Origin of the sequence: Cohnella silvisoli, from assembly GCF_021190915.1 — a bacterium.
GTDB classification, from domain to species: Bacteria; Bacillota; Bacilli; order Paenibacillales; family Paenibacillaceae; genus Cohnella; species Cohnella silvisoli.
Genome location: NZ_JAIOAP010000007.1, coordinates 130,221 through 154,548, shown reverse-complemented (window position 1 = coordinate 154,548; position 24,328 = coordinate 130,221). Strand labels below are relative to the sequence as shown.

Below are 24,328 nucleotides of genomic sequence, written 5' to 3'. Positions count from 1 at the left end.
TTTACTAAATCATTACTATATTAAGAGGGGGAAGTAAATTGAGAAAGAAAATAACAGCAATACTAGCAGCGATCCTTGTAACGGGTTTGTTGGCAGGCTGTTCTGGTAAGAATGCTGACCCAATTGCATCATCTGCATCATCCGAAGCGCCGAAAAATGTGACAATTACAGCTCTTTTCATGAAGCAGGCGGGCTACAGTGAAGATGCGATAAAAGAGGCAACCGATGCATTTATTAAAGAAAATCCGAATATTAAAGTGGAAACGACATTCGTGCCTTATGAGGTTTTAGAGCAAAAAACACTAGTTGCAAACGGTGGGTATGATGTTATTCTCGTTGACGCACCTTGGACAGCCAAATATGTTAAGGCCAATCTGATCAAAGAGGTCACCGACAAAGTGTCCACTGCAGACCGCGATGATATATTTGCCGGCGCGATAAGTGCTATGCAATACGAAGATAAGCTCTATGGTATGCCTTGGTTAAATGATGTGAAGTATTTATTTTATAATAAAGAAATGCTAAAGCAAGCGGGTATTAACGCGCCGCCAAAAACCTGGGATGAGCTCATTGCCGATTGCAAAATTCTAAAAGAGAAGAAGATCGTTGATTTTCCAATCGTCTGGTCATGGAAGCAAGCTGAAGCACTTGCTGTAGATTATGCGCTGATTGCAGGGTCCTTTGGCGGCAAATTCGTTGAAGATGGCAAGCCGGTTGTGAATGATCCTAGCAACATTGAAGCATTAAAATTTATGCAGCAATCGTTAACAGACGGCTTATCGAACCCTGGCTCTCCAGAATATTTAGAAGAAGATGTACGTGGTGTTTTCTCAAGTGGAAAAGCAGCCTTTGCTCTAAACTGGACTTACATGTTCGGTATGGCCAATGATCCAAAGGAATCGAAAATTGTCGGAAATGTTGGGATTGCTCAAGTGCCAGGTACTGCGAAGGCAGCAAGTGCAACGATTAATGGGGGCATGGGTTTATCCATCGCCCAAAGCAGTAAAAATCCAGATGAAGCTTGGAAATATATTCAATATTTGTCCGCTAAGGATTTTCAAAAGAAGCATGCAAAGGATGCACTGCCGATATGGAAATCGTTGTTTGCCGATGCTGACGTGATTGCTACGAATCCAGAATTGGTTAACCTATCCAAAACGCAATATGAATACTTGATCAATCGTCCGCAAGTTCCATGGTATGGTGAATTATCTAAACAAATGCAGGTTGCGGTGCAAGTAGCGTTATTAGGAAGATCCAGTCCAGAGGATGCGCTGAATAAGCTGCAAACTAAAGCATTGGATATGAGTAAATAGTTCATTCGAGGGGGGAGCAACTCCCCCCTTATTTTTTTCTCGACGAGGAGGACATCAGTGTGCAAAGTGGATTAAGACATCGTTGGTTTATTCTATTCAGCATAATACCTGCCCTATTGTTTGTGTTTGGTATCGTGCTCTATCCTTTAGTTCAAACTTTCATTTATAGCCTTAAAAATATGGATCTGCTCTCAGATCATCAAGGTCAATTTGTTGGCCTGAACAACTATACGCATGCTTTGATGGACTCAGATGTGTGGTCTTCGATAGGTAGAACCTTTTATTTCTCAGGGGTTTCTATTACATTGGAAATGATATTAGGGCTGTTAATTGCGCTTTTGCTGAATGAAAAATTGCGCGGGATTGCTTTTCTAAGATCGATCATTATATTGCCGTGGGCTGTACCAACGATTGTTAATGCAGCAATGTGGAAATGGATTTATCACCCTGAGTATGGTGCCCTCAATGGTCTGCTTATGCAGCTACACCTGATTTCAGAATATCGGCCCTGGCTGAGCAGTCCTTGGCTGGCCATGAATATGGTCATTGTTGCAGATGTTTGGAAAATGACCCCTTTTGTCGCTGTTTTTCTGCTGGCAGCGTTGCAAATGAACAATAAAAGCATCTACGAAGCGGCAAGTATAGATGGAGCCAGTATTATTCGCAGATTTTTTACACTTACACTGCCGTTTTTAAAGCCGACCATTCTCGTATTGATTGTAATGAGAACAATGGAAGCATTTAAAGTATTTGATTTGATTTATGCCTTGACACAGGGTGGACCTTCCAATGGCACGATGGTTATTATCTACAAAGCCTTCATCGAGACCTTTAGCAATTTACAGTATTCGAATGGTGCAACCCTTTCCTACCTGATTGCTATCATTATTGGGATTTTAACAATTGTTTATGTGAAGGTACTAAAGCTGGAGGAGGGTGCTTAAATGAAAAGCAAAAGCTTGTCCGTTGTGCAATGTACATTCGGAATTATGGTAGCTTTTTGTACTCTTGCACCATTTGCTTGGCTGTTTATTTCCAGTATTTCTTACCAGGTCGATCTGCAAGAGGTGCCGATTCGTTGGCTGCCGCATCGAATTACCTTTGAACGGTATATCAACATTTTCACTAATTCAAAAAACGAAATTGCTTATGCCTTCCGCATTTCGATGTTTAATAGTCTTAAAGTGGCTGCTTCCGTCACATTGATTGCATTGGTTATCGGGGGCTTAGCTGCCCATGTTTTTGCTAAATTCGATTTTAAATTTAGACAAGGGTTTGTCTATCTTTTCTTATTCACATATATGATTCCATCTGTAGTTATCGTTATTCCGCTATATCTCTTTTTTCAAAAGCTAGGGATGCTGGATACTAAATTCACATTAACCGTCTTGGATCTGACGTTTGCTATTCCTTTTGTCATCTGGATTATGCAGAGTTATTTTCGCCATCTGTCCAAAGATTTCTATGAAGCATCCGCTTTGGATGGCTGCAGTCGACTACAGACTCTATGGTTAGTCGTCGTTCCTATTGTTCGTCCTGGTATTCTTGCTACAACTATATTCGTATTTTTACTGTCTTGGGATGAGTTTTTCTTCTCGTTATTGTTTACATCTTCGCTGAACGCGAAATCTATCTCGGTAGCCATTTCCGAATTTAGCGGCAAACATGCTGTGGATTTTGGAATGGTTGCGACAGGCGGAATCCTTGCCGCACTGCCTCCCTTACTCATTGCGATAATTTTCCAACGGTTCTTGGTTTCGGGGATGACCGCAGGTGGAGTGAAGGAATAAGTTATTGAAAGTTGAAATAATCCATATTTCAGTCGAAATTATTAATTGCCCCCCTGTGCCCTTCCCTCTACTATTAAAACATATTTCCATTATGTAAGGGGGTGATTGTTCTCGTCCGAAATCAGTTAGCCGTTTTATCGAAATGGACAGGTCCCCATGAGGGAGAGGTCATCTTTTCAGGCACTAGCACCAATAACAGGAGGTAATTTTTATGAATAAGAAAATCATGATGCTATTCTTGATTTGCTCGATGTTGTTGTCTTCGTCAGTTTTCTATCCTGAGCCTTCCTTTGCAGACGCAACGATAAGTATCCGCGTTAACCAGGTCGGCTACGAAAAAACGTATCCGAAAACCGCTGTCGTCGAATGGCCTACAATCGGCACCAGACCAACGTCCTATGAAATCATCGATGTGTCCACTTCGCAATCCGTATTTCAGGGAACGATCCAGGCTTCTGATTGGGAAAGCATGTCGACATGGTATATGGATCGGGTATATGCCAAGATCGATTTTACCAATTTTCAGACGAAAGGCAAGTATCAGATCAAGGTTGACCAAGGCAGTACGTATACGTCCCCTGTATTTGACATTGACGATGCTGTGCTATTTAAAAAAACGTTCGCTTCTGCCCTGGATTATTTCAAAAAAAGCCGTAATGCAGGCGCCGTATGGGACGCTGATGCCAACACGAAGCTGTTCGGCAGCAATCCGCTTTCTTACGTTGACGTACGGGGCGGCTGGTATGACGCTTCGGGCGACATTTCCAAGTACATGAGCCATCTGCAGTACACGAATTATATGACTCCACAGCAGACGCCTTTGGTCGTTTGGGTGCTGGATTATATTCTGGAGCACTATCCTGATCAGCTCGATGTAATTGGCCAAAAGACAGCATTGGTGCAGGAGGCCGAATTCGGTGCAGACTTCCTGGTTCGCATGAAGGCGGACAATCCTTATTTCTACGCCACAGTGTTCGATGGCTGGTCCGGCAATTTAGCTGATCGATATGTTACAGCTTATTCGTTCGACTCAGGCGAGAAAAACACGAATTACCAGGCTGCCTTCCGGGAAGGGGGCGGGATGGCGATCGCAGCGCTGGCTGCAACCGCGAGAATGGGCCTGTGGGGAGAGTTTAGCACTACGGATTATTTGAATGCGGCCATCAGCGCTTACGATCATCTCAAGACCAACAATACCTCGTATGCCGATGACGGCGTCGAGAATATCATCGACGATTACTGCGCTCTTATGGCCGCAACTGAATTATATAAGGCGACGAACAACGCGGATTACCTGACCGATGCCAGAGCCAGAGCGGCCAGCATCGTGAGCCGTCAGACTGCGGAAGGCTGGTACTACGCAGACAATGGAACCAGACCCTACTACCACGCAGTAGAAGCGGGATTGCCAGCATTGGCCTTGGCGATATATGCGCAAGCGGATCCGGGGCAAACCCAAACCGCCAACATCAATTCCATTAAGGGCTACATGAACAATTTGGTTGCCATTACCGGTGAGGTCCCCAACAAATTCGGCCTGGCGAGACAAGTCACCAAACATAACGGAACGATCAAGAAAGATTTCTTCATTCCGCGAGAGAACGAGTCGAACTACTGGTGGCAAGGAGAAGACGCGCGTTTGTCCTCTTTATCGGCGATGTCGCTCATCGGCGGCAGATATGCGTGGGGCGGCAGCGCGAATTTGCCGAACACTTTCCGCACGTACTATGCCGATCAGTTGGACTGGATTCTCGGTAAAAACCCATACGGTATTTCCATGCTGAAAGGCTTCGGCACGAATGCCCCGGATTACGGCATCACGAAGTATGGACATACGGATTTAATCGGCGGTATTAGCAACGGTATTCACTCCGGCAATCTCGATGGATCCGGGATCGGCTTTATTCAGACCGGTGAAGATACATGGCGCAGCCTTGAACAGTGGATCCCGCATGCCGCATGGTATATGCTGGCGGTTACCTCGGTTCTTGATGAGGTGCCTGTGACGCCTTAATACCTGTTAAAACAACCTGTTGGATGTATTATACTTCCAATAGGTTGTTTCCACATTAGCAGCGCTTATGATGCAACATGCGGAGGGATGATGAAGGTGGCTGTTAATCAAAGCAATTTTACAGCAGGAATTGACGTGGGGGGAACGAAGACGTTCGTATGTATCGCCGATTCCCAAGGAACCCCGGTTCTAAAGAAGAAATTCCCAACCCTAAAAGGGACGGATCCCGACGTTTTCTTCGGCTGGCTGTTCACCGAAATGCATGGAATGTTGTCCAAGGAAGGCCTACAGACAGAAGAGTTGTCCGGCATAGGAATGGGATTCCCGGGAGTCATATTGAACGAAACGGGAATTTTAACGAATGCGCCAGCATTCTCCTGGCCAGCCACGGATATCAGGCCGATAATCAGAAAGTATTACGACGGCCCCGTCTATCTGGACAACGACGTGAATATGGCTGCAAGAGGCGAGCATTGGAAGGGAGCGGCTCAAGGCAAGCGGCACGTTCTGATGATAACGATAGGCACCGGAATCGGGAGCGCCTTGATTATGAACGGCGATTTGTACGAAGGCGCGGACGGAGCTTCAGGAGAAATAGGCAATTGGGTTTTAGAAGCGAGCTACCCATCCCATATATCGCGGAAGGCGGGAGAAGAGTTCGGACCATTTGAGAACGTGACATCTGGCACGAGTATTGGGGTTTTTGCCCGAAAGTATTTCTGTTTCGGGGAACGCGTATCTTCGATAATGGATATGGCCGGAGGGCGAGTGGACCGAATCGAACCCCTGCACGTTCTGAAAGCCGCTTCGGAAGGAGACCAATCCGCGCTCTGGATTATGGAAAGCCCCTTGAACCATATGGCCATGGGCATTGCGAACGCCGTATCGCTGCTGAATCCGCAATTGGTCGTTCTAGGCGGAGGAGTAGCCGGTTCCAGTTCCTTTTATGTGAATGAAGTGCGCAGAAGGGCATCCAAGCTAACTCCGCTACCGCTTCATATCGAGCAGGCGGAGCTGGGTAACGAAGCAGGCGCATTCGGCGCCATCGCAGCGGTTAGGGCAAAGATGTCTTCGGATTTAGATAGTAGGGGGAGCCATTCCCGATGAACGCTGCGGCGCGGGAAGCCCGGACATCATATGGTACGATTCGCAGTCATGGCAGCTTGCGTACCGCGCTGGGCGGATATGCCGGAGGCGTATACTGGTCCCAATTCCAATTGACGTATTTATGGTTTCCATTTCTATTGCTTAATTCAGCAGCCATTGCCGTTGTTCTGTTACTGCCGGCTCTTGAACATTCTTACTCGGTGCAATTTTCGTTCGCGGAAGGGATGCGCAGAAACCGTTCCTTCCTGATCTTTCTTGCGGGCAGCTTTCTAATAAATTTTCGTGTACATCCAGATCAGACCGCAACCGCAGTGAGTAGCCAGACCTGTAGCTAACCATGCGTCTTGCTTGGCTCCTCCGGCAAAGCCGAAAACAACGGTTGATCCCAATTGAAAAAGGTACATCATGCAAAAAAGTTGCCAGGTTGAAAGGGATTTTGCCTTGAAATCTTTTCCAATCTTCTCCGTTCTACATTAGAACGCCGCGATAGTCGATGTTTTCATCAGCTCAGTCTTGCCAGGACTTACCCACTTGCAGTGAATTATTGCAAATTGATCCTATAAGGGATCTTCAAATCCCAAATAAAGCTTGACATTCCCAAAACACCACAAAAATTTTTAATTGGGGTTTCAGTGGGTAACACGAGCCAAGATCAACACGACCTTATTACATCGCTATTGATGAGATCCACAACGGGCAAGGAAATCTCAAAGAAAAAGTGTTCAAACCCATCAATGCCGTGATTTCCTTATACCAAAAAGAAAAATGTCTACCAGCCTTCACGCTGCCGTAAGGACGTGATATGAGCCGCGTGTTGCTTGCCATGCCATGCGAAGTAGGCTAGGAGTCTGTCTAGCGGATTAAGGCCGCTATCGGGATGCCTAAATGCGATTGAAAATGACTCCGGCGGAAGGGAGCGCAATAGTGCGTCCATTCGTTCGTGTATGCCTTCAAGCATTTTTAGAGAAGGTTCAACCGGAAGCTGTTTTGTATCGGCTAGCTCAACCCAATCGTTTTCTTCGAAAGTTTTGACGAGCGGCTGCTGCTCCGTCAGCGCCAGCTTCGCTCGGATGAAGCCGTTCATAGAGGCGTCCGCCACATGGTGAACGACTTGCCGCACCGTCCAGCCGCCTGGGCGGTATGGTGTATCCAATTGCGTGTCGGATAACCCTTCAACAGCGTTTCGAAGCCTTGCGGCAGTTTGTGCAAGCTCATCGATCCGCTGTTGTCTTTGTTCGGGGCTCACGTTTCCATCGTATTCAAATTTACCGATCGGATACATCGATTTCTCCAAGTCGTCCATGTCCCATTTCTCCTTATCCATGCTCCGGGCTTCATCGGCTCGGATTATTTTCCGCTCGTCAGCTTCTCCATTTGTTCGATAAGCCCTTCGAACACGCTCATCGCTTGCCGGATAGGCTCGGGAGTAGACATATCCACTCCGGCTTCCTTCAGGATGTTGATGGAATAGTCTTTGCCGCCGCTTTTCAGGAAACCGAGATAACGATCGACGGCGGGCTTGCCTTCGTCAAGAATCTGCTTGGCGAAGCTAGTCGCCGCGGAAAATCCAGTCGCGTATTTATATACGTAGAAGCTGTTATAGAAATGCGGGATCCGCGCCCATTCCATCTCGATATCCTTGTCAATGACCATGCCCTTGCCGTAATAGTTAACGTTAAGGTCATAATAGATCGAGCTCAGCTCTTGCGGAGTTAGCGCTTCGCCGTTTTCCGCTTTCTCATGGATGATTTTCTCGAATTCCGCGAACATCGTCTGACGGAATACCGTTGTCCGGAATTGATCGGCGTAATAAGTGAGCAGGTACATTTTTTCCTTGGCATCCGTCGATTTCTCGAGCAAGTTGTTCATGAGCAGCGCTTCGTTGAGAGTAGAAGCGACTTCCGCGAGGAAAATCGTATATTGCGCATCCCGGTAATCGTTGTTGCTGTCCGAATAGAAGGAATGCAGCGCATGGCCCATCTCGTGCGTCAACGTGAACATACTGTTCAAGTTGTCGTTATGATTGAGGAGCACGTAAGGATGTGTTCCGAAAGCACCCCAGCTGTAGGCTCCGCTGCGCTTGCCTTCGTTTTCGTAAATGTCGATCCAGCCGCCGTCGAATCCTTCTTGGAGCGCCTTCCGGTAATCTTCGCCGAGCGGGGCAAGGCTTTCGTACACTTTGGCTTTCGCTTGGTCGTATGTGATTTCCATATCGAACTCATCGACAAGCGGAGCGAATAGGTCGTACATATGTAACTCGTCTAGCTTCAGCAGCTTTTTGCGCAAATCCATATACCGGTGCATAAGAGGCAAATATTCATGAATAGTAGAGATCAAATTGTCGTAAACCGATTGCGGAATGTTGTCTCCGAATAGCGACATTTCCAAGGCGGACGGATAGTGGCGCGCTTTCGCGTAAAATAGATTCTTGGTTACGTTAGCATTTAATGTAGACGCTAGCGTATTGCGCCATTTGCCGTAAGTGTCGTACATCGCCTTGAAAGCTTCGCGTCGTACTTCTTGGTTTTTGCTTTCCAAGAACTGAATGTAACGGCCGTGCGTCAACTCCACTTCTTCGCCTTGCTCGTTCTTAATCTTCGGAAACTTGAGGTCGGCATTGTTCATCATTCCGAAGATCGTACCCGGTGCTTGAGAAATGTTGCCGGCTTGAGCCAGCAGGGATTCTTCGTTTTTGGACAAAATATGCGGCTTCTGGCGAAGCATCTCTTCCAACGTCCGTTTATATTTCGCAAGAGCGGGATTGGCGATTAGTCCAGTCAATTGCTCCTCGGACAAACTTAGAATTTCTGGCGTGATGAAGGAAGTCGCTTCGCCTACTTCAACGCTTATCTTTTTGGATTTATCGGAAAGCGCCTGATAGGACGGTTCGGCCGTATCTTCGTGATGGCGCATATTGGCATACACGTAGAGACGTTCAGTCAATAGAGAGATATCATCCTCCAAGGCAAAGCAATTAGCGATGGAAGCGGCATCCTTGAGTTTCCCTTGATAACTCGTAATTTCGCCGATTTGTCTTTTGACGCGCTTGAATTCGGCATCCCAAGCAGCTTGATTCGGGTACAGGTCTTCCAGCTTCCAACGGTGCTCCTGAGGGGTTTCGGATCTTTTGGTTACTTGTTTCATGGGCAATGACAACCTCCTAATTAAAGTATCATCGGATAATGTTGCACCCGCGCTTGAACTGCTCGGTACTGCGGGAGAAGCGCCGGAAGGCTTAAGTGTGGTCGTGCATACGAAAGACAACGCGGCCATAGCGGCGGCGATCGATAAGGCATACGGCTTCATGGGACGCCTCCGGGAACGGAATGTGTTACCGGATTAGTATGTCCTTACCTTTAGGTGCCTACGCGAAAGAAGCTGTAGACAATTAGGAAAAAAGCGAATAACACCAAAAGAATGGACAATATCGCCATCGATCGGCGCATGGTCTCGGGTATCCGTTCCCTGGACAGGATCAGGACAACCGCCAAGCCAAAAGACGCAATAACGAAAATAAGAGTCGCTTCGGTATCCATTAAACGGAAACCTCCTTCACTCAAATGGATTTAAATACTTTTGAGCTTTTCCATTGTGAGGCGGAGATCTTCTTCGCCATTGGGAAAGTCCTCGGGCAGGAATCTGTTCTCGGCCCAATTCATCATCTCGGGACGGCTGACGAATTTATGGCAGATCTCGCCCCACTGATCCGATATTTCCCGGACGACTAGCGTTTTTCCTTGTACTTCTACAGTCAGCATATTGTAGTTGTCGTGCTTATAGACGGTATGTTTGGTAAACATGGGAGTCTCCTGATCTTGGCATTAGCTGCCGTTTTTCTCATCATAGAAGAGATGAACGGAGAAATCAACGTAGGAGGCGGAAAATAGAGGTTGACAGCCATGCTCCGGTATGGGAATCTACTGTAAATCCGCACATGCGGTTGATTAAACACAGACGAGCAGAGTTGAGATGAGACGGATGAGCCGAGAGGAGTAGAGAGTATGGAAAACAAGATGAACAACGAGTTGGACAGTTCGCCCAATCCACCCAAACAACCCAGTCGACTCAGTCGACCCAATCCACCGAGTCCACCCAGTCCGGTCAGTCCACCCGGTCCGCCCAAACCACCCGCGTATCCACAGATGGGAGTGGCGTCGACCTGTCGTTCGTTTGAAGAGTATTGCGCCATGTTTAGATTGGAGGATGCAGATTGGAAGCGGGGACCGGTGCTCGACGTAGCTGGGGGCGCTTCATCTTTCACAGCACAGCTAACCGCTTTGGGAGTGCCGGCGTTCGCGGTCGATCCTTTCTATGCGGGATTGACTGAGGACGTTATTGCCTCTGCGTTCACTGAGATCGACACCTCGACAGCTAAATTGGCTGCCAATGCTGATGTCTATGACTGGAGTTTCTATGGTTCACCTGAACGTCATCGCAACATTAGGGAACGCTCGTTAGCTTTGTTTGCGGAAGACTTCCGTAGAGCGGATGCACATACACAGTATAGTTCAGCGGCACTTCCCAACCTGCCTTATGATGATAATGCTTTTGGCTTGGTCGTGTGCAGCCATTTTTTGTTTCTATATGCCGATACCTTCGGAGAGCCGTTTCATGCGGCTTCCATTGCTGAGATGCTGCGTGTGCTTAAGCCAGGTGGAGAACTACGAATATATCCATTGATAACCTTAAAATGGGAGGAATGTCTGTTCATTTCTGACATTTTAAGAGAGCTTCAAGACGTAGATGAAGTGGAGTATTTACAGACCGGTTTGCCCTTCGTGCCAGTCCAAAGTTCCTTACTGCGACTGGTAAAAACGGCTTAATGGGCAAAGTTGGATATCTTGCAAAAAAGGGTAATTTCGGTTATAATTATTTCATTCGTCGACTTACGACGAGATTTTAGGAGGTTTTTCATTTGAGAGGAACAGTTAAGTGGTTTAACGCAGAAAAAGGCTACGGTTTTATCTCCATTGAGGACGGTAACGATGTATTCGTTCACTTCTCGGCTATCCAAGGCGAAGGCTTCAAAACTTTGGAAGAAGGCCAAGCGGTAGAATTCGAAATCACGCAAGGCAACCGTGGTCCTCAAGCATCCAACGTGGTGAAACTGTAAGTCTCGCGACCGCGAAGACTTATCTTCATATCACGACCCAACAACTAACCCCTGGCCGATGCTAGGGGTTTTATCATCTAGCCGAGAAGAGTCCCTCTTTTACGAAGTAAGAGGGGGATGAATCGGCGGTGTTAAGCTTTTGCTATTTGCACTTGAATGGGAACATATGTGCTATAATAGAGAGGTGAAACATCTACGTAGGAGGAGGTGAACAAAGCTCTTATGCTGCACCCTAAAGCTTTTCGCTTTCGCCTCTATCCAACACCCGAGCAGATGACCCTCATGCACAAGATGTTCGGGTGTTCCCGTTTTGTGTTCAATCACTTTCTCGCCAAATGGAATGAATCGTACAACGAGACGGGATCAGGTTTGTCCTATCACAAATGTGCGACAGGTATCCCTGCGCTCAAACAATCCTTTGACTGGCTCAAGGAAGTAGACAGTATTGCGCTTCAATCTTCCATCCGCCACTTGGCGGATTCGTTCAACCGCTTCTTCCGTAAACAAAACGAGGCTCCCCGTTTCAAAAGCTGCAAAAATCCGGTTCAATCCTACACCACGAGAATGACGAACGACAATATTGCGATCCGGGACGCAGAGTTGAAGCTGCCGAAACTCGGATGGGTCCGTTTTGCGAAATCGCGCGAAGTGGAAGGACGTATCTTATCGGCTACCGTAAGACGGAGCGCAACGGGCAAGTACTTCGTGTCCATCGTCTGCGAGATGGACATCGCGCCACTGCCCAAGCTGGACACTGCCATTGGAATCGACTTTGGGCTGAAGAAATTTGCCGTTTGCAGCCGCGGGGAAGATGAGATTAATCCCAAACATTTGCGAAAGCGGGAGAAACGGCTGGCGCACTGGCAGCGGATCCTGTCGCGCCGCAAGCAAGGGGGAGCCAACTGGAATCGCGCCAAACGGAAAGTAGCCATGATTCATGAGAAAATCGCGAATAGCCGGCAAGATTTTCTGCATCAAATCACGACCAGATGGATACGTGAAAACCAAACGATCTGTCTGGAGGATTTGCAAGTATCGGACATGCTGCAAAACGGAAGATTAGCCAAGGCGATATCCGAGGTGTCGTGGTCAATGTGCCGGTCGATGCTGGAATACAAGGCAAAATGGTACGGACGCACGATCAGCGTAGTGGCGAAAGATTACCCGTCCAGCCAATTGTGCTCCAGCTGTGGACATCGCAACCCGGAAGTGAAGAACTTGTCGCTGCGGGAGTGGGATTGCCCGGTATGCGGAAGCCGCCACGATCGGGATAAGAACGCCAGCCTGAACATTGAGAAAGAAGGATTGCGTTTGGCAGCAAAGACTGCCTGAACTGCCGGGACGGCGGGGATCGCTTGGTCAAGTTCGGACCGAAAGGTGCGATTACCGAAGAATCCCACACCTCAGCGCTACGACGCAGGTGGCGGGAGTGTTCAACTTTTAGATCATACACGATCCCAACCTTAACCCTCTTATCCTGCAACGATCCCCCAGCTATCCCTTTGACCATATTAACGACAAAATGGTACACTATTGCTGGGTTTTCTTGATACTAATGTCTCACGGGGGTTAATGGTTATGCCAAAATTCAAGCTTTTCGCAGGCCGCAAAGGCAAAGCAGATCAAGCCAAAAACAATCGTTTCGTGAAGCTAGGTCGCGAAATTTATGTACAAGCACGCAGGGGCGGCACCAACCCTGAAGCGAATTATGGTCTCAAATCAGCGATTGCTAGCGCTCGCGCCATTCAAATGCCAGCCGAAAACATCGAAAGAGCGATAAAAAAGGCTGCCGGCGGAGCGGATAGCGTTGAATACGAAGATATCTTGTATGAAGGATACGGTCCAGGCGGAGTAGCCATCATGGTTAAATGTCTTACCGATAACCGTAATCGCACGGCAGCCGATGTTCGTTCGATTTTCAACAAACGCGGCGGGAACATGGGGGAATCCGGTTGCGTAGCCTATATGTTTGATCAGAAAGGATTACTTGTCGTTTCGAGAGAAGAGACTGAATTGGACGAAGACAGCTTCATGATGGAAGCATTGGATGCGGGAGCGGAAGACGTCGTCATCGGGGAAGACAGCTTTGAGATTCTGACCTCGCCGGAAGATTTCGATTCCGTAAAAAACAAACTGGAAGCGGCGGGTTATTCATTCGAGACGGCAGGCGTGCGCTGGTTGCCGCAAAATACGGTAGCGGCAGACGGAGAAAATGCCGATAAGCTCTTGAAAATGATGGACGCGTTCGAAGACAATGACGATGTGCAGGACGTCTACCACAATTTCGAGATTAGCGACGAGGAAATGAATAAGCTCGGCTAAAACGAGTAGCAATGAGGCCTTCGGGCCTTTTTTTGTTAGGTATGAGAGCATGTACATCTATACTCATTTATCGAATAGTTGGTCATAGAACCACTTGTTATTAATTTATGCAGAGCTCCATCGGGATTAAAGGTATTATTGCTTCGAAACCAATATTCGCTAAAGTAGTGATACCGATATTTCTCGGAGATATGGCCATAGAATTTCCTGATGAAGCGATCCGCTTGTTTAAGCAATCCGAGTTTGGCTTTCCTAACTAGGGAATGGTCAGTTGGTTTGGCAGGCAGCCAAAAAGCGGATAGCCAGTTCGCGTCAGCTTTATGCATGGCGTACCTAACGGCATGCAGCAGCTTCAGCGCCGTTCGGTACTGAGTCTTGAGGGTTATTGAAATTTTACGCGCTGAAATACGTTCCCCCGAAGCAACCCAGTAGAAAGTAAGCAGCCAATATCGGAGCGGGAGCTTCGTTCGATGCATAGCCGTGCCCGACGTGATGGAGGTTTGCGTTTTGCAAATGGAACATTCAAACAAATTCCGGGTCTTTATATAACTATATTTGTGTTCTCCGCATTTCGTACAAATGAACCCGCGCGGCCATCGGATGTCAAATAGATAATCCCTGCAAGCCTGTTCGTCAGGGAAGCGAGCCATAAACTGCCGAACGGATATCATACAAAGCCCCTCTTTCAACAAGAGTTCATTTCTTGATTCTTCAATTATAACAGAACACGTGTTCTTATTTCAATGAAAATTTGGAAATTTTCAGTAAATAAATTGGGCAAAAGGATTCCATTACACATTTTCGTCATCCCTGAGTAATCTACACAGGGTGATTTTCAAATCGGTGTATGTACTTTACTCAGGGAACTCTCGGACGAGAATGAGCGGTATGCACTTTGCTCAGGGAGCTCTCGGATGAGATTGAGCGGTATGCACTTTGCTCAGGGGACTCTCGGATTAAGATGTTCGGTATGCACATTACTCAGGGACACTTTTATTTGAGTTAGAGGAGGACATAAGAAGTGAAGAAAGCCGCTATCCGACCAAGGATAACGGCTTTCTGGAGGCTTGTGCTCAAAGAGTTTCTTTTATGAGGGGACGACTGCGGAAGCAAGCATTTGAACTTTGTCGATCGTGCCGCCGCCGAGACAGGTTTCACCGTCATAGAAGACGACAGCTTGTCCGGGAGTAATTGCTTTCTGCGGGGAATCGAACTCGACCTGATAGCTGCCATTACCCAGCGGGGTTATCGTAACACCTTGATCGGGCTGGCGATAACGGAACTTCGCAGAACATCGAATGGCGCTGACCGGCAGCTCCGGGCTGATCCAATTGACTTCAGTCGCGGTTAATCCCACGGAATACAGGCTGGCATGAGCATCGCCCTGAACGACATAAAGCGTGTTGCTCTCCAAATCTTTCTCTGCGACGAACCAGGGTTCGCCGCTTCCTGATCCGCCGATTCCAAGTCCTTGCCGCTGTCCAAGCGTATAGTACATGAGTCCGTCGTGCCGGCCTTTGACTTCGCCTGATACAAGATCCACCATATTGCCCGGTTTAGCGGGCAAGTATTGGCTCAGAAATTCCTTGAAATTTCGCTCGCCGATAAAACAGACGCCAGTGCTGTCCCGTTTCTTAGCGGTCGCGAGGCCGGCTTCCTCCGCGATCTTACGGACATCCGGCTTGTTCAGATGGCCGATGGGGAACATGGCACGGGAAAGCTGGGATTGATTAAGCGCATGAAGGAAATAGGATTGATCCTTATTCGTATCGATGCCGCGTAACAACTCATATTTACCATCCCGCAGCCCAACGCGTGCGTAATGGCCTGTGGCGATAACTTCGGCGCCTAAATCCAATGCTTTTTGCAAAAACTCGCCGAATTTGATTTCCCTATTGCACATGACATCGGGATTCGGCGTTCTGCCTCTGCGATATTCTTCAAGGAAGTACTCGAACACCTTGTCACGGTACTCCTCTTCAAAATTTACCGTATAGTAAGGGATTCCGATTTGATTGCATACCCGTCGCACATCCTCGGCATCTTCCTCTGCGGTGCACACGCCGAATTCGTCGGTGTCATCCCAATTTTTCATGAACACTCCGATGACATCGAAGCCTTGCCGCTTTAGGAGCAGCGCCGTCACGGAGGAGTCTACTCCGCCAGACATGCCAACAACGACGCGGACCTTGGAAGGATCCGGATATCTTGTTGCATCTATGAAATCAACAGGGTTATTTTCCATTTTCATCTCTCCTTGCTGCTTGCGTTTCGAATTTCCTCGTTTTATTTTAGCATATTGGAACCTATTTCTCACTTAGGACAAACCTTTCATGAATATGTCACGTTTTTTTTGACCAAAAAGGAAATAGATGTGATAACATAGATTTAATATGGGGATACCCTCCATTTAACGCGAGCATTGTGGCATATCGCAACCTATTCTATGCTTACGGCATGAAAGCAGGTGTTCTTTTGAAAATTTCGACGAAAGGCCGCTATGGCTTAACGATCATGATGGAACTTGCGGCTAAATTCGGCGAAGGGCCGATTTCCTTAAAGAGCATTGCGGAGAAGAACGGTCTCTCCGAGCACTACTTAGAGCAATTGATCGCTCCATTGCGCAATGCTGGTTTGGTCAAAAGCATTAGGGGAGCTTACGGTGGATATATTTTGTCCAAGGAACCGGAAACGATTTCCTCAGGCGATGTTATTCGGATTCTCGAAGGACCGATCAGTCCCGTCGATTTTACCGAAGAAGACGATCCGGCCAAACGGGATTTATGGTTGCGCATCCGGGACAGTATTGCCGAAGTTCTCGACTCTACGACTCTTCACGATATGATTCATTATAAAGGCGAGGACAAGCTGGACAATTACATGTTTTACATTTAGAAGAAGGTGTAAGCATGCCCTCCATTTATTTCGATCACGCGGCGACAACATCTATGAACGCAGAGGTCATTAAAGCCTACGTTGAGGCGGCAAGCGGCGCGCCTGGCAACCCTTCTAGCCTGCATGCACAAGGACGTGCCGCAAGAGAGAAGGTTTCCTCCGCGCGGGATCGTTTCGCGGGTATTCTGAATTGCGAACCTTCTGAACTTGTATTTACCGGAAGCGGAACCGAAAGCGATAATTCGGCATTGTTCGGGGCTGCACATGCTCAACTCAAGCGAGGACGCAAGGGAATCGTTACCACAGCCGTTGAACATCATGCAGTACTGCATGCCTGCAGGCAATTGGAGTCGCAAGGGTTCTCTCTGACAATATTGCCCGTAGACGAATTCGGACGCGTTTCGTTAGCCGACGCGCAAGCCGCTATCGATGATACGACGGCGGTAGTCAGCGTCATGGCTGGCAACAATGAAACAGGAACGTTACAGCCGATTGCCGAAATCGGCGAATGGGCTCGCAAGCATAAAGCTCTGATGCATGTCGATGCCGTACAGGCTTTTGGCTACATGTCCTTGGATTCACGGGAGTTACCTATAGACTTGCTAAGTTTATCCGCGCACAAAATCAATGGGCCGCAAGGCGTTGGTTTGCTGTATATCCGCAAGGGAACTCCGTTTCAGCCATTGCTTTACGGAGGCACCCAGGAGCGCAACCGAAGAGCCGGAACGGAAAACGTCGCCGGAATCGTCGCCTTCGCCAAAGCAGCGGAAATGGCTTACGGTCATCTTCAAGCAAGGCGGGAGCATACGGAAAATATTCGCGGCTCCCTGCTGAAGGCGCTGACGGAGCAACTAGGTTCGAATAGTTTTATGATCAACGGCCATCCCGATTACCGACTTCCGCAAATACTGAATTTGAGTTTCATCGGCATTTCTTCGGAAAGCATGCTGATGAATCTTGATCTGGAGGGCGTGTCGGCTTCTGGCGGCTCTGCTTGCACATCGGGTTCCTTAAAACCCTCGCATGTATTATCGGCAATGAAATTTTCTTCCGAAAGATTGTCATCGGCCGTACGTTTTAGCTTCGGTTTGGGCAATACTAGGGAAGAAGCCGAGAAAACGGCGAAAATTACTGCAACCATTTCGGCGCGTTTGCGTAATAGATAACAAGCGCTTGAATTGTTAGGAGCCCGGTAATGATCCAGGTTGCGCGAATGATTGGCTTGCCCATGCTTCTCGAAAACGGTAAATGCATCGGGAAAGTCAAAGATATTTGGTTTGATGAATTTTGGAAGCTGGTCGGCGTCGTGTTAGATCGCGTTGTATGGACCGGAATTCGGAAAAAACCTAAGATCGTCTATTGGGAAGATATCGTTTATTGCGGCGAAGATGCCTTGTTGATTCGCGACAGTACGGTTATTGCGGCTAAAGATAACAAACAACTGCTGCGGACGTTTCATTCCGGAGTTGTCCGGTTAAAGGATATGCCGGTTTATACGATTGATGGACAACGTTTAGGTGAAGTATCGGACGTTTACATTAAACCGTCCGAGGGTACACAGATAATAGGATATGAGTTGACAGACGGTTTTCTCGCTGATGTATTCGAGGGACGGCGGAAATTGTTTTTGCCGGAAGCCCCTGAGAATATCACCTTGGGCGAGGATGCCATTTTGGTACCGGCTTCTTATGAGCGGATACTTACGAGAGACCATACGCGGAAAGTGACAGGTGAAGACGGATGATGAGATGCCCGAACTGCAGTTCCAAAGACATTGGGAAAATCGGTTCCCATCAATTTTATTGCTGGAGCTGTTTTATCGAATTGACGGTAAACGGCGAGAAAATGTCGGTATATCAAGTAGAAGAAGACGGTACGTTAAGCTCTCTCGACGATTTGTTTTTCGATGAGCCAATGCCCGCTCAAATTCATGCGAACGGGATGTAATTAAATGTAATTAAAGTCCCACAGAGCACTCTCGACTCTCCTGCCGGAGAAATCGGGGTGCTTTTTTATTTGCTAGGGTTTACCGATCGGGACAAGTACATATACTGACAATGAACGTTCGAAAGATGGGTGAGGTTGAACTGGAGGTGGAGAGATGGGCCGGTTTGCTCAGAGCCGTTTGTTTACTGTGCTTATCTATGCCATACTTTTTTTGCTGGTCTTGTTTCTCGTCGTGTTGGTGCGCCCTATGCTATTGTCCGTTTATGATTTTCTCAAGGCGGTGCTGGCCCCTTTTCTCGTGGCGATGATCATTTCCTATATGCTTAACCCGATCGTGAATTTGCTGTATGAACGGAAAGTTCCGCGCACGGCTGCAGTATTGCTCATCTATGCCGTCTTTATCTCGGTTTCCGTCGTCATTCTGATGAATTTCATTCCGATGTTCATGAATCAGGTCGAGGAATTGAACGAGCATATGCCGGATTTAACGATGAGGGCGCAAAGCATGGTCGACCACTTTAACAACAACAATGTATTGCCGGGCAGCGTACGTGATGGTATAAACAAATCGATAAGCACCTTGGAAAAACAGGTCGAAGAACGCATTGCCGATTTTCTGAACAATATTGGCGCCGTCGTAAATGTTCTATTCATTGCGATGATCGTTCCTTTTCTCGCTTTTTATATGATGAAGGACTTGGATGTGTTCGAACGCGCGGCTTTGCAATACGTCCCTCGGGCGAGGCGCAAGCATGCGATTAGACTCATGAAGGATATTGATGCGGCCCTTGGCAGCTATATTAGGGGACAGCTGATCGTTTCTTTATGCATCGGGGTACTCGCTTATATCGGTTACCTGATTATAGGAATGCCTTATCCGCTCCTGATGGCGGGGTTTGTTTCTTTGTTCGATATTATTCCTTATTTGGGCCCATTTTTCGGGGCTCTTCCTGCATTGCTCATGGCGACAACGATGTCTTGGAAAATGGTGCTGATGGTTATTATCGTCAATATGATATGCCAAAACCTCGAAAGCAACGTAATCAGTCCGCAAGTCGTCGGAAAAACGATGAAGATGCATCCTCTGACGATCATATTGGTATTGCTTATAGGCGGTCAATTGGCTGGCATAGTGGGGATGATTCTTGCCGTTCCTTTCTATGCGGCGATGAAAGTTGTCGTACAGCATGTAGCGGCGTATTATATTCATAGAAAAACCGTTTGACAGCGCGGAAACACGTTGTCTATAATTTATATGATCAACATATTGAAAAACGTTGACGGAACATAAGTACCTCGTAGGTCCGCATGGCCAGAGAGAAGATTTCATGCCGTATTGCTGCGTAACGCAGGAGAAGGCTGGGCTGAGAAAATCTTCGGTGCGAAGGGCGTGGGAAGCTGGTTTCGGAGTGCGGAGTCAATTCCGCCGGCAAGGGCCGTTATCCCGGCAAGAGGAGATTGTATTCGTGCGAATACAATAACCAGGGTGGTACCGCGAAGATTTTCGTCCCTGATTTAAGGGGCGTTTTTTTATTTTTTAGGAACAAATTTGAGGAGGATCCCCTTATGAAAGCAATGAAAGCTTCAGAAATACGATCGAAATGGTTAGCGTTCTTCGAAAGTAAAGGCCACAAAATCGAGCCGAGCGCGCCGCTCGTTCCTCATAACGATCCTTCCTTGCTGTGGATCAATGCCGGAATGGCTCCGCTTAAGGCTTATTTCGACGGACGGCAAGTACCGGAAAATCCGAGAATCGCCAACTCGCAGAAATGCATCCGCACGAACGATATCGAGAACGTAGGCAAGACGCGTCGTCACCATACCTTTTTCGAGATGCTCGGCAATTTCTCCATCGGAGAGTATTTCAAAGAAGAAGCGATCACTTGGGCTTGGGAGTTCTTGACGGGTCCGGAATGGATCGGTTTCGATCCTGAGAGGCTGTCTGTAACGGTGTATCCCGAGGATGAAGAAGCGTACCGTTACTGGAACGAGAAGATCGGCTTGCCTGCGGAACGCATCGTTAAGCTGCAAGACAATTTTTGGGACATCGGCGAAGGTCCTTGCGGACCGTGTACGGAAATTTTCTATGACCGCGGGGATAAGTACGGCGACCTCTCCGATCCCGATTGCACGACAGGCGGAGAGAATGAACGTTTCCTAGAAGTGTGGAACCTCGTGTTCTCGCAATTCAACCACAACAAAGACGGCAGCTACACGCCGCTTCCGAATAAGAACATAGATACAGGCGCCGGCTTGGAGCGGTTCGCCTCCATCGTTCAGGACGTCGATTCCAACTTCGACACCGACCTGTTCATTCCTTTGATCGAGCGCACATCCGGAATTGCGGGCGTGAAGTATAAAGCGCGCGAGGAGCACGACGTCGCGTTAAAAGTCATCGCCGATCATATTCGTACGGTAGCCTTCTCCGTCGGGGACGGGGTTCTTCCATCGAATGAAGGCCGCGGTTACGTCATTAGGCGTTTGCTGCGCCGTGCGGTTCGTTATGGAAAGGTGCTGGGTATCGATCGTCCTTTCCTATGGGAGCTTACGCCTACGGTTGGCGAAGTGATGGGCGGCTATTATCCGGAAGTGCTGGAAAAACGCGAATTCATCGAGAAGGTCATCCGTACGGAGGAGGAGCGATTCCACGAAACGTTGACGGACGGATTGGCAATTCTCGCCGACCTATGCGAGAAGGCGCGCGGCGAAGGCCGCAGCGAGATTTCCGGTCCGGATGCTTTCAAACTATATGACACTTACGGTTTCCCGTTCGATTTGACGGAAGACTACGCAACGGAGCAGGGAATGACCGTCGATCGCGCGGGATTCGATTCCTCGATGCAGGAGCAACGCGAGCGCGCTCGCGCAGCTCGCCAAGAGACGGATAGCATGAAGGTACAAGGCGGGCCTTTAGCCGAGTACACAGAAAAGAGCGAATTCGTCGGGTATGACAGCTTGACGGCTGAAGCGCGCGTTATCGCAATCGTTGCCGACAATGAATTCGTCGATGCTGCCGGCGTTGACGAGAAAGTGCTGGTCGTTCTGGACCGCACGCCATTCTACGCGGAGAGCGGCGGACAAGTAAGCGACCGCGGCGTGCTGACCGGTAAAGGGCTTAACGCGGAAGTTAGCGGCTTAAGCAAAGCGCCGCATGGCCAACCCGTTCATCAGGTCGTTGTAACGGGCGGCATCCTAAAGGTAGGCGATACGGTAACGGCTTCCGTCAACGCTTCCGAGCGGAGCGATACCATTCGCAACCACACCGCCACTCATTTACTGCATCGGGCACTGAAAGACGTGCTCGGCGAGCATGTCAATCAAGCGGGTTCCCTCGTAGAGCCGGAACGCCTGCGCTTCGACTTCTCTCATTTCGGCGCGATTACGGCCGACGAGTTGGCGGAGGTAGAACGCCGCGTAAACGAGCAGATTTGGAAAGGCACGGAGCTCGACATCGGCTTCAAACCGATTGCCGAAGCTAAAGCAATGGGCGCGATGGCTCTATTCGGCGAAAAATACGGCGATATCGTCCGCGTCGTCCGCGTCGGCGATTACAGCTTGGAGCTTTGCGGCGGTTGCCACGTTCGCAACACTTCGCAAATCGGATTGTTTAAGCTGGTAAGCGAGAGCGGAATCGGCTCGGGCGTTCGCCGTATCGAGGCGGTCACCGGTCGCAACGCTTATAACTATCTTGACGATCAATTGAACGTGCTTAAGGGGGCTGCCGCTCTACTCAAGTGCGGCGTCAACGACGTAGCCAAACGGATCGAAGCCGTTCAAGTCGAAGTTCGCCAATTGCAGCGCGACAACGAATCTTTGCAAGGCAAGCTAAGCCGCCTTGAGGCAGCCGATCTCGTGTCCGCTGCGAAAACCGTCGGCGGCGTAACGCTATTAGCTGCGCAAGTAAACGCAGGCGGCATGGACGCCCTGCGCGGCGTCGCCGACGAGCTCAAGCTTAAGCTCGGATCCGCCGTGCTCGTGCTCGGCTCTATATCCGACGACAAGGTTAACCTAGTCGTCGCCGTAACCTCTGATCTGCTCGCTTCCGGCCTCCATGCCGGCAAGCTGATCAAAGACATTGCCGCCATATGCGGCGGCGGCGGTGGCGGCAAGCCGGAACTTGCCCAAGCCGGCGGCAAAGACCCGTCCAAGCTTCCCGAAGCTCTAGCCGCTGCCGAAGGGCTGGTCTTGGCTCAGGTTTCGTTGCATTAATACGTGAATTTCGGCTGAGTTTTAAGGGAAGGAGACAAAGTGTCTCTCGGAAGAGTTTACGTCCGCCTCTGGGAGCCCATTGCCACCATTAATTCTCATCAGGGCAATGGGCGGACAGCAAGCGGCTGGAGAGAGATACTTTGTCGTATTCCCGGATTTGGCGTAAGCAAGCTTTTCCGAAGATTTCCTGTCAACAACAGATTATGTTATTATGATTGTAAGTGTTTAATAGTTGGTCAGTGAGAGCGAGGTGCTGGAGATGAGCTCGTTGGACAAGAACCATCTAGACCAGACGGTCAAATTTGACGTAGTAGCGGATCCTCAGGAAGTATCCGCCCGCGACATTTTATTCACGGTGCATGACGCACTAGTAGAGAAAGAGTACCATCCCATTAATCAGATCGTCGGCTACCTGCTCTCGGGCGATCCGGCTTACATCCCGCGCCACAATAACGCACGCAGTCTGATCCGCAAGAAGGAACGCGACGAATTGATCGAAGAACTCGTTCGTTTCTATCTTCAGCAAAACCGCTAATCGATGCGTGTCATGGGGCTCGATTACGGGGAGAGACGGATTGGGGTTGCGATGAGCGATCTTTTTGGATGGACGGCTCAAGGGTTGGAAGTTATCGATCAGAAAATTGTCAAAGATCCAATGGGTCGGATTGCCGAATTAAGTAAACAATACGAAGTAGAAACCATAGTCGTCGGACTTCCGAAAAACATGAACGGAACCGTCGGTCCCAGTGGTGAATATTGCATCGCATTCGCGGAACAGGTAAGACAGACACTATCCTTGCCTGTCCAGATGTGGGATGAAAGATTGACAACCGTATCCGCGGAACGTACTTTGCTTGAGGCAGACGTGAGCAGGCGGAAACGAAAACTGGTTATCGATAAGATGGCAGCGGCCATTTTATTGCAAAGTTACCTTGACTCCATAGCGAAATGAGGGAAATACCATGACAGACGAAATCAACGGCCAAGAGGATGCCGAGATCATTTACATCCCTGACGATGATGGCAACGAGGAAGCGTTTGAAGTTATTATGCGCTTTGAGTTGGACGACGGAACGGACCGCAAATATTTAATGGTTGTTCCTGCCGAAGAAGACGGCGAAGAAGAGCAGGAAGTATTCGCTTTCCGCTACGATGAAGAGAATGAAGAAATCAAACTGTACCCGATCGAAGATCAGGCCGAGTGGGATATGGTCGAAGAAACTTTCAACACCTTAATCGGCGAGTTCGACGAGGCAGAGGGAAATAACAATGGTAAATAAGGGAAAAGAAGAGCTATCGACCTTGCGGCAAGCATATGGAGACGAAGTCGAGCTGCAAGGCGATGATGGCGCGTCCCAATTGTTTCGCATCATGGCCGAGCTTAACTTGAACGGGAATAATTACGCGATCTTGCAATCGGAAGCGATGAAGCAAGAAGATGAGATCGAAGCGTTTAGAGTCGTTGCGGATCCGAGTGGAGACGTTCAGCTCGAAACGATAACCGACGAAGATGAGTGGGAGCAGGTTGCCGAAGCTTACGACGATTCGCGGTTTGGCAGTGATGACCAGCCTTGAGTATTAACGGAACAAAGAGCGGGCGACCGCTCTTTTTCAC

At 48.6% G+C, this 24,328-nt stretch carries 28 protein-coding genes and 1 pseudogene; 21 read left to right on the top strand and 8 right to left on the bottom strand.

All coding sequences use genetic code 11. The annotated features are described in order from the left end of the window. The first annotated feature begins 38 nt into the window (after positions 1-38). From K7P76_RS14975 to K7P76_RS14950, 6 genes are all read left to right on the top strand, one after another. A complete protein-coding gene (locus tag K7P76_RS14975; protein WP_232186113.1) occupies positions 39-1,316 on the top strand; it encodes an extracellular solute-binding protein in 1,278 nt (425 codons plus the stop codon). A gap of 59 nt (positions 1,317-1,375) precedes the next feature. Further along, the gene (locus K7P76_RS14970) at positions 1,376-2,260 is read left to right on the top strand and encodes a carbohydrate ABC transporter permease (RefSeq protein WP_232186112.1); all 885 of its coding nucleotides are present in this window, start codon (positions 1,376-1,378) and stop codon (positions 2,258-2,260) included. Next, the gene (locus tag K7P76_RS14965; RefSeq protein WP_232186111.1) at positions 2,261-3,106 is read left to right on the top strand and encodes a carbohydrate ABC transporter permease; all 846 of its coding nucleotides are present in this window, start codon (positions 2,261-2,263) and stop codon (positions 3,104-3,106) included. 211 nt (positions 3,107-3,317) lie between these two features. Then, complete coding sequence (locus K7P76_RS14960) at positions 3,318-5,120, top strand: glycoside hydrolase family 9 protein (RefSeq protein WP_232186110.1); 1,803 nt, start codon at positions 3,318-3,320, stop codon at positions 5,118-5,120. Between the two features lie 96 nt (positions 5,121-5,216). After that, positions 5,217-6,227 carry an ROK family protein gene (locus K7P76_RS14955; protein ID WP_232186109.1) on the top strand — a complete coding sequence of 337 codons (1,011 nt, stop codon included), beginning with the start codon at positions 5,217-5,219 and terminating at the stop codon, positions 6,225-6,227. Further along, positions 6,224-6,562, top strand: a complete 339-nt coding sequence (locus K7P76_RS14950) for a hypothetical protein (RefSeq protein ID WP_232186108.1) — start codon at positions 6,224-6,226, stop codon at positions 6,560-6,562. The genes K7P76_RS14955 and K7P76_RS14950 overlap by 4 nt, the downstream gene beginning before the upstream one ends. Here K7P76_RS14950 and K7P76_RS33665 read toward each other — a convergent pair. The 3 genes from K7P76_RS33665 to pepF all read right to left on the bottom strand — a co-directional run bounded on the left by K7P76_RS33665 (position 6,497) and on the right by pepF (position 9,371). Next, positions 6,497-6,634 (bottom strand): hypothetical protein, encoded by a 138-nt coding sequence (locus K7P76_RS33665; protein WP_373692404.1) that lies wholly within the window; start codon positions 6,632-6,634, stop codon positions 6,497-6,499. The genes K7P76_RS14950 and K7P76_RS33665 overlap by 66 nt on opposite strands. 362 nt (positions 6,635-6,996) lie before the next feature. Beyond that, positions 6,997-7,530 carry a YfiT family bacillithiol transferase gene (locus tag K7P76_RS14945; protein ID WP_232186107.1) on the bottom strand — a complete coding sequence of 178 codons (534 nt, stop codon included), beginning with the start codon at positions 7,528-7,530 and terminating at the stop codon, positions 6,997-6,999. 44 nt (positions 7,531-7,574) lie between these two features. Further along, on the bottom strand, positions 7,575-9,371 hold the full coding sequence (gene pepF, locus K7P76_RS14940; protein WP_232186106.1) for an oligoendopeptidase F: 1,797 nt from the start codon (positions 9,369-9,371) through the stop codon (positions 7,575-7,577). On the opposite strand from pepF, the gene K7P76_RS14935 reads away from it, so the two are divergent. Beyond that, positions 9,370-9,570 carry a hypothetical protein gene (locus K7P76_RS14935; RefSeq protein WP_232186105.1) on the top strand — a complete coding sequence of 67 codons (201 nt, stop codon included), beginning with the start codon at positions 9,370-9,372 and terminating at the stop codon, positions 9,568-9,570. The two genes, pepF and K7P76_RS14935, sit on opposite strands and share 2 nt — an antisense overlap. Before the next feature lie 13 nt (positions 9,571-9,583). On the opposite strand, the gene K7P76_RS14930 is transcribed toward K7P76_RS14935, so the two are convergent. Both K7P76_RS14930 and K7P76_RS14925 read right to left on the bottom strand, forming a co-directional pair. After that, positions 9,584-9,763: a hypothetical protein gene (locus K7P76_RS14930; RefSeq protein ID WP_232186104.1), complete on the bottom strand. Its 180-nt coding sequence runs from the start codon at positions 9,761-9,763 to the stop codon at positions 9,584-9,586. A gap of 30 nt (positions 9,764-9,793) precedes the next feature. Next, positions 9,794-10,027, bottom strand: a complete 234-nt coding sequence (locus K7P76_RS14925) for a hypothetical protein (protein WP_232186103.1) — start codon at positions 10,025-10,027, stop codon at positions 9,794-9,796. A gap of 387 nt (positions 10,028-10,414) precedes the next feature. Here K7P76_RS14925 and K7P76_RS14920 point away from each other — a divergent pair, with 387 nt between their 5' ends. From K7P76_RS14920 to K7P76_RS14905, 4 genes are all read left to right on the top strand, one after another. After that, positions 10,415-11,050 carry a class I SAM-dependent methyltransferase gene (locus K7P76_RS14920; protein ID WP_232186102.1) on the top strand — a complete coding sequence of 212 codons (636 nt, stop codon included), beginning with the start codon at positions 10,415-10,417 and terminating at the stop codon, positions 11,048-11,050. A 92-nt stretch (positions 11,051-11,142) separates the two neighbouring features. Further along, positions 11,143-11,340, top strand: a complete 198-nt coding sequence (locus K7P76_RS14915; protein WP_135150164.1) for a cold shock domain-containing protein — start codon at positions 11,143-11,145, stop codon at positions 11,338-11,340. Positions 11,341-11,562: 222 nt separating this feature from the next. Beyond that, positions 11,563-12,672 carry an IS200/IS605 family element RNA-guided endonuclease TnpB gene (gene tnpB, locus K7P76_RS14910; RefSeq protein ID WP_232186251.1) on the top strand — a complete coding sequence of 370 codons (1,110 nt, stop codon included), beginning with the start codon at positions 11,563-11,565 and terminating at the stop codon, positions 12,670-12,672. A gap of 246 nt (positions 12,673-12,918) precedes the next feature. After that, positions 12,919-13,662, top strand: coding sequence for a YebC/PmpR family DNA-binding transcriptional regulator (locus tag K7P76_RS14905; RefSeq protein WP_232186101.1), 744 nt, complete (start codon positions 12,919-12,921; stop codon positions 13,660-13,662). Between the two features lie 35 nt (positions 13,663-13,697). On the opposite strand, the gene K7P76_RS14900 is transcribed toward K7P76_RS14905, so the two are convergent. From K7P76_RS14900 to mnmA, 3 genes and pseudogenes are all read right to left on the bottom strand, one after another. Then, on the bottom strand, positions 13,698-14,138 hold the full coding sequence (locus K7P76_RS14900; protein WP_232186100.1) for a hypothetical protein: 441 nt from the start codon (positions 14,136-14,138) through the stop codon (positions 13,698-13,700). Positions 14,139-14,174: 36 nt separating this feature from the next. After that, positions 14,175-14,312 (bottom strand): annotated as a pseudogene (locus K7P76_RS33660) (transposase family protein); the annotation flags it as partial. A gap of 437 nt (positions 14,313-14,749) precedes the next feature. Next, the gene (gene mnmA, locus K7P76_RS14895; RefSeq protein ID WP_232186099.1) at positions 14,750-15,907 is read right to left on the bottom strand and encodes a tRNA 2-thiouridine(34) synthase MnmA; all 1,158 of its coding nucleotides are present in this window, start codon (positions 15,905-15,907) and stop codon (positions 14,750-14,752) included. 230 nt (positions 15,908-16,137) lie between these two features. On the opposite strand from mnmA, the gene cymR reads away from it, so the two are divergent. From cymR to K7P76_RS14845, 10 genes are all read left to right on the top strand, one after another. Continuing rightward, positions 16,138-16,557 (top strand): cysteine metabolism transcriptional regulator CymR, encoded by a 420-nt coding sequence (gene cymR, locus K7P76_RS14890; protein WP_232186098.1) that lies wholly within the window; start codon positions 16,138-16,140, stop codon positions 16,555-16,557. Between the two features lie 14 nt (positions 16,558-16,571). Continuing rightward, a complete protein-coding gene (locus tag K7P76_RS14885; RefSeq protein WP_232186097.1) occupies positions 16,572-17,723 on the top strand; it encodes a cysteine desulfurase family protein in 1,152 nt (383 codons plus the stop codon). Between the two features lie 29 nt (positions 17,724-17,752). Then, positions 17,753-18,301, top strand: a complete 549-nt coding sequence (locus K7P76_RS14880; RefSeq protein ID WP_232186096.1) for a PRC-barrel domain-containing protein — start codon at positions 17,753-17,755, stop codon at positions 18,299-18,301. Then, on the top strand, positions 18,298-18,504 hold the full coding sequence (locus K7P76_RS14875) for a YrzR-like zinc ribbon domain (RefSeq protein ID WP_232186095.1): 207 nt from the start codon (positions 18,298-18,300) through the stop codon (positions 18,502-18,504). The genes K7P76_RS14880 and K7P76_RS14875 overlap by 4 nt, the downstream gene beginning before the upstream one ends. Before the next feature lie 154 nt (positions 18,505-18,658). Beyond that, positions 18,659-19,729, top strand: a complete 1,071-nt coding sequence (locus tag K7P76_RS14870; protein WP_232186094.1) for an AI-2E family transporter — start codon at positions 18,659-18,661, stop codon at positions 19,727-19,729. Between the two features lie 350 nt (positions 19,730-20,079). After that, entirely contained in the window at positions 20,080-22,713 is a 2,634-nt protein-coding gene (alaS, locus tag K7P76_RS14865; RefSeq protein ID WP_304518406.1) for an alanine--tRNA ligase, read from the top strand. A 259-nt stretch (positions 22,714-22,972) separates the two neighbouring features. Further along, positions 22,973-23,248, top strand: coding sequence for an IreB family regulatory phosphoprotein (locus K7P76_RS14860; protein WP_232186092.1), 276 nt, complete (start codon positions 22,973-22,975; stop codon positions 23,246-23,248). A gap of 3 nt (positions 23,249-23,251) precedes the next feature. Then, positions 23,252-23,665: a Holliday junction resolvase RuvX gene (gene ruvX, locus K7P76_RS14855; RefSeq protein WP_232186091.1), complete on the top strand. Its 414-nt coding sequence runs from the start codon at positions 23,252-23,254 to the stop codon at positions 23,663-23,665. A gap of 10 nt (positions 23,666-23,675) precedes the next feature. Next, entirely contained in the window at positions 23,676-23,993 is a 318-nt protein-coding gene (locus K7P76_RS14850) for a DUF1292 domain-containing protein (RefSeq protein WP_232186090.1), read from the top strand. Beyond that, on the top strand, positions 23,983-24,288 hold the full coding sequence (locus K7P76_RS14845; RefSeq protein WP_232186089.1) for a DUF1292 domain-containing protein: 306 nt from the start codon (positions 23,983-23,985) through the stop codon (positions 24,286-24,288). Before K7P76_RS14850 ends, K7P76_RS14845 begins: the two co-directional genes overlap by 11 nt. The last annotated feature ends 40 nt before the right edge of the window (positions 24,289-24,328 follow it).

What these genes read in the sequence shown, in the direction of transcription:
- K7P76_RS33665 (WP_373692404.1), bottom strand. Translation starts at nt 6,634, where the DNA reads ATGATGTACCTTTTTCAATTGGGATCAACCGTTGTTTTCGGCTTTGCC.
- K7P76_RS14900 (WP_232186100.1), bottom strand. Translation starts at nt 14,138, where the DNA reads ATGCATCGAACGAAGCTCCCGCTCCGATATTGGCTGCTTACTTTCTAC.
- mnmA (WP_232186099.1), bottom strand. Translation starts at nt 15,907, where the DNA reads ATGGAAAATAACCCTGTTGATTTCATAGATGCAACAAGATATCCGGAT.
- K7P76_RS14885 (WP_232186097.1), top strand. Translation starts at nt 16,572, where the DNA reads ATGCCCTCCATTTATTTCGATCACGCGGCGACAACATCTATGAACGCA.
- K7P76_RS14850 (WP_232186090.1), top strand. Translation starts at nt 23,676, where the DNA reads ATGACAGACGAAATCAACGGCCAAGAGGATGCCGAGATCATTTACATC.
- ruvX (WP_232186091.1), top strand. Translation starts at nt 23,252, where the DNA reads ATGCGTGTCATGGGGCTCGATTACGGGGAGAGACGGATTGGGGTTGCG.
- K7P76_RS14960 (WP_232186110.1), top strand. Translation starts at nt 3,318, where the DNA reads ATGAATAAGAAAATCATGATGCTATTCTTGATTTGCTCGATGTTGTTG.
- K7P76_RS14860 (WP_232186092.1), top strand. Translation starts at nt 22,973, where the DNA reads ATGAGCTCGTTGGACAAGAACCATCTAGACCAGACGGTCAAATTTGAC.
- K7P76_RS14905 (WP_232186101.1), top strand. Translation starts at nt 12,919, where the DNA reads ATGCCAAAATTCAAGCTTTTCGCAGGCCGCAAAGGCAAAGCAGATCAA.
- K7P76_RS14925 (WP_232186103.1), bottom strand. Translation starts at nt 10,027, where the DNA reads ATGTTTACCAAACATACCGTCTATAAGCACGACAACTACAATATGCTG.
- K7P76_RS14875 (WP_232186095.1), top strand. Translation starts at nt 18,298, where the DNA reads ATGATGAGATGCCCGAACTGCAGTTCCAAAGACATTGGGAAAATCGGT.
- K7P76_RS14965 (WP_232186111.1), top strand. Translation starts at nt 2,261, where the DNA reads ATGAAAAGCAAAAGCTTGTCCGTTGTGCAATGTACATTCGGAATTATG.
- K7P76_RS14845 (WP_232186089.1), top strand. Translation starts at nt 23,983, where the DNA reads ATGGTAAATAAGGGAAAAGAAGAGCTATCGACCTTGCGGCAAGCATAT.
- K7P76_RS14945 (WP_232186107.1), bottom strand. Translation starts at nt 7,530, where the DNA reads ATGGACGACTTGGAGAAATCGATGTATCCGATCGGTAAATTTGAATAC.
- K7P76_RS14950 (WP_232186108.1), top strand. Translation starts at nt 6,224, where the DNA reads ATGAACGCTGCGGCGCGGGAAGCCCGGACATCATATGGTACGATTCGC.
- K7P76_RS14935 (WP_232186105.1), top strand. Translation starts at nt 9,370, where the DNA reads ATGGGCAATGACAACCTCCTAATTAAAGTATCATCGGATAATGTTGCA.
- K7P76_RS14870 (WP_232186094.1), top strand. Translation starts at nt 18,659, where the DNA reads ATGGGCCGGTTTGCTCAGAGCCGTTTGTTTACTGTGCTTATCTATGCC.
- alaS (WP_304518406.1), top strand. Translation starts at nt 20,080, where the DNA reads ATGAAAGCTTCAGAAATACGATCGAAATGGTTAGCGTTCTTCGAAAGT.
- K7P76_RS14880 (WP_232186096.1), top strand. Translation starts at nt 17,753, where the DNA reads ATGATCCAGGTTGCGCGAATGATTGGCTTGCCCATGCTTCTCGAAAAC.
- K7P76_RS14920 (WP_232186102.1), top strand. Translation starts at nt 10,415, where the DNA reads ATGTTTAGATTGGAGGATGCAGATTGGAAGCGGGGACCGGTGCTCGAC.
- tnpB (WP_232186251.1), top strand. Translation starts at nt 11,563, where the DNA reads ATGCTGCACCCTAAAGCTTTTCGCTTTCGCCTCTATCCAACACCCGAG.
- K7P76_RS14930 (WP_232186104.1), bottom strand. Translation starts at nt 9,763, where the DNA reads ATGGATACCGAAGCGACTCTTATTTTCGTTATTGCGTCTTTTGGCTTG.
- pepF (WP_232186106.1), bottom strand. Translation starts at nt 9,371, where the DNA reads ATGAAACAAGTAACCAAAAGATCCGAAACCCCTCAGGAGCACCGTTGG.